We start from the raw sequence: 8749 nt of genomic DNA on the forward strand, positions 1-8749 counted from the left end.
GCCCGGGCCCAGGCGCTCAGGGCGATGCCGGCAGCGGCCTGGTCGCCGATCTCGACGGCGGCGTCGTAGACGTCGCGTGCGGTCTGCACGGAGTTGCGCAGCTCGCCCAACCGGTACTGGGCAAACGCGATGTTCCAGCCTGCGGTGTTGACCTCCCAGCGGTCGCCGGTCCTCTCCATCAGCCGCTTGGCTTCGAGGCAGCGGTCGATGGCCTCCCGGTAGCGGGACGCGGCGTAGAGGCCGACCCCGTGGAAGCTGAGCGACTGCCCCTGCCCCCAGACGTCGCCGAGCGACTTCCGGATGGCCAGGGAGCGCTCGACGTAGTCCAAACCCCGGCTGAACCACGGAATGATTGTCATCACCGGGGCGTGCTCGGAGTAGGCCTGGGCCAGCTCGAGGCTGGGTTCGTACTGCTCGGCCAGGTTCATCTCCCGAAGGTGCGCCCACCCGCACCTCATTTTGCCGCTGTGGAACCAGTACACGTAGGCGAGGCGGCTGTAGATGCGGATCGCCTGGAGCTGGCTTCCGGACTGGTCGAGGGGTTTTCGGCCCACGAACCGGCGCGGCGCCACGGTGTGGAGGATCTGGACAAAAACTTCGGAAAGCAGGGCGAACACCAGGCCCACCACCGTCCGGGGCATCCGGGCCTTGAGCTGGCGCAGCGCCCCCTCCAGGTGGTCCCGAGCCCCGACCATGTCGCCGCACTTGAACGCCACGTCGCCGAGCTTGCCCCGGATCGCTGCGCGCTCCACCCGGTCGACGGATTGGTCCAGCGCGATCCGGAACTGGGTGGTCGCTTCGTCGTATGCGCCTCTCAAGGTGAGGACATCGCCGAGACCCTCGGCGACGATTCTCCTGGTTGAGCTGACGGCTGCGGACGCCGCCCGCGCCGCCATACGGTAGTGGGCCTCGGCGATCTCGAGGTTGTGCTGCCGGCGGGCGTGCTCGGCGGAGGCGAGAGCGTAGGGGAGCGCCCGGCCGGGAGATCCTGCTGCATCGAAGTGGTAGGCAAGCTCGAAGGTGCGTGAAGGATCGAGGTTCTCGATGTGCTCGGCGGCCTGCAGGTGCAGGTCCGTCCGCTCTTCGGTGGTCAGGGTGCTGAGCAGCGCTTCCCGGATCTTGTCGTGCACGAAGTGGCAGCGGTTGAACGCCTCGTCGATCCAGACGATGCGCCGCCGGCGTGCGTCGGCCAGCGCAGGGATCGTTCTCTCACGGGCGCCGTTCCCGATCAGGGACGCCGCCAGATCCAGGTCGAAGTCCTTGCCGAGGACCGCCCCGACGGACAGCAGGCGCAGGGTCTCCCCGGAGAGCAGCTTCAGACGGCGGACCAGGAAGATGGCGGCCCGGCGGGAGGTCTGCACGTCGGCCAGGGCCTCGTCGTTGACGACCCATCCGGCCGGCGACTCGACCACCGCTCCGCACTCCACCAGGCCCATCAGGACGGCTGCGGCCATGAACGGGCTCCCCTCGGAGAGCTCGGCCACCGTGTTGATCGCCTCCTCGGGCAGGGCGCCGGCCATCGACTGTGCCATGTTGCGAATTTCGGGAAGGGTCAGGGGCCTGAGCGAGATCTCGGCCTGCGGCTCCATCGCCCGCAGCGGGTGGTCGGAGCCCACCTCCTCACTTCGGAAGGCGGCGACGACGAGCACGTAGCTCTGGTCTTCCCGGGAGTGGCTGTGCCACCGCCCCAACAGCTTGGCGGTCAGCCCGTCGGTCCACTGGCAGTCGTCGAGGATCACCACTGCCGGCCGGACGGCGGTTCCGACGCACCCCAAAAGGGCCGATAGAGCGGCCAGGCTGCGAACCTCGCCGTGGGCCTCGGGAAGCTGACCGGAGGACTCGTGGCCGAGCACCTCGCTGAGAGCCGGCAGGGCGATCGCGGCGGCCTCGGCGTGGTCACCCATCCTCGCCCGAATGTGGTTGCGCATGGACTGGTTGGATCGGGCCTCCTCGTCAACCGCTTTGGCCACCCCCTCCAGCAGTTGGTAGGGGCGCTGGGCCGCCTGGTCGACGCCCTGCCCGCGGAGGATCCAGGCGCCCTGCCGGCCCGCTTCCTCGGCGAATTCCTCGAGCAGCCGGGTCTTTCCACCGCCCGACTCGGCCGCGACGAAGACAAAGCCGCCCATGCCGCGCGATGCCATTCCGAGGTAGTGCGAAAGGGCGTTCAGCTCGTCGGAGCGGCCTACGAATGCCGGTTCCGCCAGGATGCTGCGGTTGTCGTGTAGCCCGATGACCATCGACGGGTCGGGGAACCCCCGGCCCAGCGCCTCGGCGATCTCACGGATGTCGGCCAGCGCTCCGACCGCCGACTGGTAGCGCTTGCCCGGCTCCTTCGCCAAAAGCCGCAGGACGACCGATTCGAGAGCCCGGGGAACCTCAATCCCGCCGGCCCGAAGGCCCGGAACGGGGAGGTTCAGGTGCTGGCGGAGGACCTCGCCCACGCTTAGGGCGTCGAACGGGGGCTTTCCCGCAAGGCACTCGTAGAGGACTACGCCGAGGGAGTACAGGTCGCTTCGTTCGTCCACCGCGTGGTCGACCAGGCCGGCCTGCTCGGGGGCCAGGTACCGCGCGGTGCCGACCGCTTCCCGCCGGACCCTGGGGTCCAGCGAGGCGCTGAACGAGAGACCGAAGTCGATGAGGATGGCACGCTCGATCCGACCGTCGCCCTGCACGATGACGTTGCCGGGCTTCACGTCCCGGTGGAGGATCCCGTGGTCGTGGGCGTGCTGCAGCGCGGACAGCAGGTCGCCGGCAACGGTGAGGGTGTCCTCGGTGCTGAGCGGCCCGGAGTCGAGAATCTGGGCGAGGTTGCGACCCTCGAGGTAGGGCTGTACCAGGTAGAGGCTGCCGTCGCTCCTGCCCGATCGGATGAGCGGGAAGGCCGGGTCCTGGAGCCGGGAAAGCACGGCTGCCTCGTGTTCGAGCCTGAGAACCAGGGCCGGTGCCGCAACCCCGGACCGCAGGATCTTCACGACGACACGGGCGTTGTCCGGCTCCAGGTCTTCCGCCAGGTAGGTTTCGACGCCCTGGCTTGATTTGAGGAGGTCGAGGAGTCGATACCGATCGTCCAGCAGCATTCTGTGGTCCTGCCCCCATCCAAGCTTCGGTCGCACAACGAAGTACGGCGGAAGACCTTTTTCCCCATGGTTCTATCGACACGTTTCGCCGATTCTTAAAGAGAAGATTTGGGGTCGAACGATGCTTCTAACTATTTGGTGGCCCGGCCTCAGTCCGAGATGCCCTCGCGCGCGATCACCCGGGAGGGGTTGAGCTTCACGAGGAGCTCGCCGGCCTGCCCGTTTCGGCGGCCGAATTCTTCGGCGCGGTCCTCGCCCATGTAGCGGCCGCCGATGCGGGTAGCCGCCCGGAGCATCTCATCGGGGTCCTCGGTGACCTCGGCGGTTCCCTCCAGGATCACGAAGGAGAAGGGCGGGCGGTCGTCGTCGACGCACATGCTGATCCGGGGGTCCCTGCGAATCGACCGGCCCTTGAGGCTGGTGGCTCCGGTCGTGAAGATGACCGCGCCGTCGTCGTCGACGGCGATCCAGATCGGTGCGATGTGGGGCCGGCCGTCCCGGCGGGTGGTGGCCAGCTTGGCGGTACGGGGACGTTCCAGGAGGAAGGCTCTCCAGCGTTCCTCGGACATCTCCTCCACGGTTTAGCCCTTCAGGGCTGCCAGGACGTTGGGCACCGTGTCGCCCGGGCTGACCTTGTACCAGGCGTTTTGGATCTTGCCGTCTTCGTCGATGAGAAAGGCGGACCGGGTGATGCCCATGTACTTCTTGCCGTACATCGACTTCTCTCCCCAGACGCCGTACGCCTCGGCCACCGTGTGCTCGGTGTCGGCCAGCAGCGGAAACCCGAGCTCGTACTTCTTGTCGAACTTCCCCTGCTTCTGGGGGGCGTCGGGGCTGATGCCGACGGCGGCGGTTTTCGCCTCGGTCAGGTCCGGCAGGGCGTCCCGCACCGCGCAGGACTGGGCGGTGCAGCCGGGAGTGTCGGCCTTGGGGTAGAAGTACACGAGCAGCTTGCGCCCGGCGAAGTCGCCGAGGCCGACCGGGTTCGAGTCCTGGTCCAGCAGCTCAAATGGGGGCGCCGGGTCCCCGGCCTCGAGGGTGCTCACGCTTTCGATCCTAGTCCATGCGAAATGCCTACGCCGTTGGTCGGCTCCCGATCGAGGCGCGGGTCCTGGCTCCCCCCACGCTGCTCCGGCAGGTTTGTCGGGTACTCGGTGGCCTCCGGCAGGACGCTGCCCGAAACGACGCGGGCGAGCAGGCCCTGGAACTGGCGAAGCTCGGCTATCGAGAAGGTCGGGTCCTCCGGAATCAGGCAGGCGCCCGGCTCGATCGCGGTGGCCTCGATGAGGGTCTCGATACCCTCCCGGAAGACCCGGTACCCCAGGGTGCGCTCGACCACTCTGCCGTCCTTGCGGCCCGTGGCTTCGTAGGACAGGCCGGTCAGCCCGGCGACCGGAACCGGTTTCGGGGTGCCCGTCTCAACCTCGTACTCCTCACCGCACCGTTCGGCCCGGTGCCGGCGCAACTCCCGGTAGATGGTCTGGGTCCGCACCGCAAGCGTCGCCTGGACCTGGTCCTGGCTGTTGGTCAGCTCCTCGCCGATCGAGGGGAGGTCCTCCATGAGGACGTGGCCCGCCGGCTCGCCGTCCTTGTTCACGCACAGGGCGATGTGCTCGCTGTTGCACCGGACGACGGTCCATCCGTCCCCGGCGTCCACCGACAGGCCGGGGTCGGCCCAATCCACCCGGATCGGCGCCGGCGCGGCCTTGAGCCGCTCCGCAGGTGCTCTGCCGCAGGCGGCGAGCAGCAGGACGCACGCCGCCAGGGCGGGCAGGCGGCAAAGCCGGGATGGGGTCAAAGCTCGGTGGCGCACTTGGGGACCAACTTTAACGCCCAACTGTGCCCAAATTGTGCGCGCGGTCCCACCCTATACTTGGTCAACGGGCGAGCAGGTGGTGCCCGGCCGCCCAAAGTCGAGGATTCCCATGGACCGCAAGAGTTTTGCCGACCTGATCCTGGCGGGGCCCATCCTGGGCGACGGTGGCACGGGGACGAGCCTGGTTGCGGCCGGAGTCCGGGTTACCTCGACCTTCGACGCCCTGAACCTGACCGCGCCGGAAGCAGTCCTGGCGCTGCACCGCAGCTTCATCGACGCCGGCGCCCGGTTTGTCGAGACAAACACCTTCGGCGCGAACCGCTACAAGCTCGGCGAGTTCGGCTCCGCCGGCCTTGTGGCCGAGGTCAACGCCGCCGGAGTGAGGCTGGCCCGCGAGTCGGGGGCCGAGATCGTGGTCGGCTCGGTCGGCCCCCTGGGGGTGCGGCTCGTGCCCTACGGCCGGGTCCGGGCCGACGAGGCCTCGGAGGCGTTCCGGGAGCAGATCACCGCGCTGGCCGAGGCCGGGGCGGACGTGCTGTTCATCGAGACCCAGGTGGATCTCGATGAGGCCGAGCAGGCGATCAACGCGGCCCGGGCGGTTTGCGACCTGCCGGTGATCGTCTCGTTCGCCTTCACCAGGGACGACCACACGCTGCTGGGAGAGACCGCCGATGCGGTCGCCCACCGCTTGAGCAAGCTGGATGTCGACGCCGTCGGGGTCAACTGCTCGGAGGGCCCGGCCCAGGTTTTGCGCCTTCTCCAGGTCATCGCAACCGCCGAGCCCCACCTGGCGCTGGTGGCGATGCCCAACGCCGGCCAGCCGCACCGCCTGGGCGGACGGATCATCTACCAGGCTTCCCCGAAGTACCTCGCCGACTATGCCGTCCGGTTCTTCGAGGCGGGCGCCTCGATTATCGGCGGTTGCTGCGGCACCGGGCCGGAGCACATCGAAGCCATGGGCGAAGCCCTGGCCACCGTGCGTTCGAGGCCCCCGTCGCTCAGCGTCGCCGAGTCGGCGCCGAAGAAGAGCGCCTCCCGGGGGCTGAGGATCGAACCTGCGATTGCAACCACCACCAGCACCTTCGCCCAGGCTCTGAGTGAGGGGCAGCACGCATTCGTCGTGGAGATGGCGCCCCCCCGGTCGGCTTCCGCCGCCCGCCTGGTGGCTGCCGCCGACACGCTGGCCAGCGCCGGCGCCCACGCGGTGAGCGTCGCCGACAGCCCGATGGCCCGCATGCGCATGAGCCCGTGGGCCGCCTGCCACCTGATCCAGCAGGAGGCGGACATATCGACGGTGCTTCACTTCCCGACCCGCGGGCGGAACCTCCTGCGGATCCAGGGCGACCTGCTGGCCTCCCATGCACTCGGGATCCGCAACGTGTTCGTGTGTATGGGGGACCCGACCTCGATCGGCGACTACCCCCAGGCCGCCGACCACGCCGACGTCACGCCGTCCGGCCTGATCAGCCTGATCAAGAAGAACCTGAACGCCGGCCTGGACCGCTCCGGCGCCTCCATCGGGGAGGCCACCGAGTTCGTGGTCGGATGTTCGGTGAACCTGGGGGCCAAGGACCTGGACCGGGAGCAGAAGGTGCTGAATCGCAAGATCGTCGCCGGCGCCGACTTCGCCTATTCGCAGCCGCTGTTCTCGGTCGAGCCGCTCCGCTTCTTCCGGGAGCGCTACGAGGACAGGTACGGCGAGCTGAAGCTGCCGATCCTGGTCGGCCTGCTGCCCGTGGTGTCGCTTCGCCACGCCGAGTTCCTGCACAACGAGGTTCCCGGCATCTCGGTGCCGGACAGGGTGCTGGAGACGATGGCCGCTGCCGGAGAGAACGGGCAGAAGGAGGGCCTGGAGCTCGCCCTGCAGACCGGCCACGAGCTGACCGACCTGGCCGCCGGCCTCTACCTCCTGCCGCCTTTCGGCCGCTACCACCTGGCGGCCGAGCTCATCGAGCAGTTCCGTGCGATGCTCCAGCCCGCGGCCGGCCGGGCCGGCACCTAGGGGCTCAGGTTCGGGGGACGACCCCGATCGCAACGTCCATTACGTTGGTTCCGGTCAGCCCGGTGACCACCAGTGCCCCTGCCGCGGCCAGCGAAGGGTTGGAGTTGTGGCCGGTCAGATCTTCGGATGGTTCCCGCCCCGCACTCTTGATCCGATCCCAGGTGGTTCCGTCCACCACCGCCCCCGCGGCGTCGGTGGGGCCGTCCCGGCCGTCGGTGCCCGCGGCCAGCAGGACGGACGAGCTGCCCGCCAGGACCCCGGCAGCCGCCAGCGCGAGCTCCTGGGAGCGCCCGCCCAGGCCGGTGTTGCCGGGGTCGACGCGCACCACCGTCTCGCCTCCGGCAACCAGGCAGGTTCCGGGCGGCTGTTCCAGCAGGCTGAGCGCCAGGTCCCTTCCGGCATCTGCGGCCTCCCCGCTGAGGGGCTCCGGCAGCACCTTCGTCTGCCAGCCGAGCTCCTCCGCCCGGCGGGCAATTGCTTCCAGCGACGGCCGGTTGCCGGCGACGATGTGGCATTCGGTCGACCGGAACGCCGGGTGGCCGGGCTTCGGCGTCTCCAACGACGGATCCGACCGCCGCAGGTAGTTCAGTGCTGCCGGCGGAGCCACCCGGTCGAGACCGTTGGCTTCGAGAAGCGCCATCACCTCGGCCGCCGAGAGCGGGTCGGGCACGCAGGGGCCGGAACCGATGGCCGCAAGGTCGTCGCCGATCACGTCGGACACGATGAAGGTCCGCACCCGGGCGGGCTGGAGCGCCACCGCCAGCCGCCCGGCGCCCCAGCGGCTGAAGCGCTTGCGTACCGTGTTCATCTGGGCGATGTCCAGGCCCGAGCTCAAAAGACTGCGGTACAGACCCTGAAGGTCCTCGGCGGCCAAACCCGCCACCGGCGCCGCAGCAAGGCTCGTCGCGCCGCCGGAGAGCAGGACCCACACCTCGTCGCCTGCCCCCACCCGGCCGGCCATCTCGCCGATCGCCTCGGCAGCCGCCATCGATCCCGGTCCGGGGAACGGGTGGTCGCCCGCCACAGTCGTCAGGCCGGCAACCGGGGAGTCGTCGGGAGCGGGCACGACCGCCACCCCGCCGGCCGGGGTCAGCCCCAGCCCGGCCAGGTGGGCCACGGCGGTCTCGGCCATCGGGCGGGCCGCCTTGCCAAGGGCAACTATCCAGACCCGGCCCGCATCGACCGAGGGGGCCTGGTGTTCGAGGACGCCGGCCAGGGCCGGCCCGGGTGCCGCCGCCGCGACCCCGGTACGGAACAGGTCGAGCAGCACCTCCCGGAGGGATTCGGAGTTCTGCATATATGCTTCGTCCATGTCCCAACACGACCCTCTGAGCGGCCAGCCCGGCCGCCACTTCCTGTTTGTCCCCGGGCCCACGAACATACCGGAACGGGTACTGCGTGCGATGGACCGCCCGATGGAGGACCACCGCTCCTCGGCGTTCCCCAAGCTGACGCAGGGGCTCCTCCGGGACCTCAGAACGATCTTCCACACCGTCGACGGCCAGCCGTTTATCTTCCCCGCCACCGGTTCCGGCGGGTGGGAGGCGGCGCTGGTCAACACCCTGTCCCCCGGCGACCGCCTGCTGGCGGTCCGCAACGGCCAGTTCAGCGCTCTGTTCATCAACTGCGCCGAGAGGCACGGCATGAAGGTCGACGTCATCGACGTCGAGTGGGGGGAGGGTGTCCCGCCCGGGCAGGTCGAGAAGGCCCTGAAGGCAGACTCCGGCAAAGAGATAAAAGGTGTCCTGGTCGTCCACAACGAGACCGCCACCGGCGTGACCAGCGACGTCGCTGCGGTGCGCCGGGCCATGGACGCCGCCGAGCACCCGGCGCTGCTCTTCGTCGACGGGGTCA

Annotated in this window: 7 protein-coding genes; 2 read left to right on the plus strand and 5 right to left on the minus strand. The window is 69.4% G+C overall.

The genetic code is table 11. The features are described from left to right. The 4 genes from VFV09_06840 to VFV09_06855 all read right to left on the minus strand — a co-directional run. On the minus strand, window positions 1–3077 hold a 3077-nt coding region (locus tag VFV09_06840), incomplete at its 3' end, for an AAA family ATPase (GenBank protein HEU4867427.1). Window positions 3078–3226: 149 nt separating this feature from the next. Further along, complete coding sequence (locus tag VFV09_06845) at window positions 3227–3646, minus strand: PPOX class F420-dependent oxidoreductase (GenBank protein ID HEU4867428.1); 420 nt, start codon at window positions 3644–3646, stop codon at window positions 3227–3229. A 12-nt stretch (window positions 3647–3658) separates the two neighbouring features. Beyond that, window positions 3659–4123, minus strand: coding sequence for a thioredoxin-dependent thiol peroxidase (gene bcp / locus VFV09_06850; GenBank protein HEU4867429.1), 465 nt, complete (start codon window positions 4121–4123; stop codon window positions 3659–3661). Beyond that, complete coding sequence (locus VFV09_06855; GenBank protein HEU4867430.1) at window positions 4120–4890, minus strand: hypothetical protein; 771 nt, start codon at window positions 4888–4890, stop codon at window positions 4120–4122. Before VFV09_06855 ends, bcp begins: the two co-directional genes overlap by 4 nt. Window positions 4891–5002: 112 nt before the next feature. On the opposite strand from VFV09_06855, the gene VFV09_06860 reads away from it, so the two are divergent. Then, entirely contained in the window at window positions 5003–6895 is a 1893-nt protein-coding gene (locus VFV09_06860) for a bifunctional homocysteine S-methyltransferase/methylenetetrahydrofolate reductase (GenBank protein ID HEU4867431.1), read from the plus strand. A gap of 4 nt (window positions 6896–6899) precedes the next feature. Here the strand turns inward: VFV09_06860 and VFV09_06865 are convergent, their stop codons facing one another. Continuing rightward, window positions 6900–8207 carry a DUF4147 domain-containing protein gene (locus VFV09_06865; GenBank protein ID HEU4867432.1) on the minus strand — a complete coding sequence of 436 codons (1308 nt, stop codon included), beginning with the start codon at window positions 8205–8207 and terminating at the stop codon, window positions 6900–6902. On the opposite strand from VFV09_06865, the gene VFV09_06870 reads away from it, so the two are divergent. Next, the coding region (locus tag VFV09_06870) for an aminotransferase class V-fold PLP-dependent enzyme (protein HEU4867433.1) at window positions 8206–8749 on the plus strand (544 nt) is incomplete at its 3' end. The two genes, VFV09_06865 and VFV09_06870, sit on opposite strands and share 2 nt — an antisense overlap.

It is taken from the genome of Actinomycetota bacterium (assembly GCA_035759705.1).
Taxonomy (GTDB): domain Bacteria; phylum Actinomycetota; class CADDZG01; order JAHWKV01; family JAHWKV01; genus JAJCYE01.

What these genes read in the sequence shown, in the direction of transcription:
- VFV09_06845 (HEU4867428.1), bottom strand. Translation starts at nt 3,646, where the DNA reads ATGTCCGAGGAACGCTGGAGAGCCTTCCTCCTGGAACGTCCCCGTACC.
- VFV09_06860 (HEU4867431.1), top strand. Translation starts at nt 5,003, where the DNA reads ATGGACCGCAAGAGTTTTGCCGACCTGATCCTGGCGGGGCCCATCCTG.
- VFV09_06865 (HEU4867432.1), bottom strand. Translation starts at nt 8,207, where the DNA reads ATGGACGAAGCATATATGCAGAACTCCGAATCCCTCCGGGAGGTGCTG.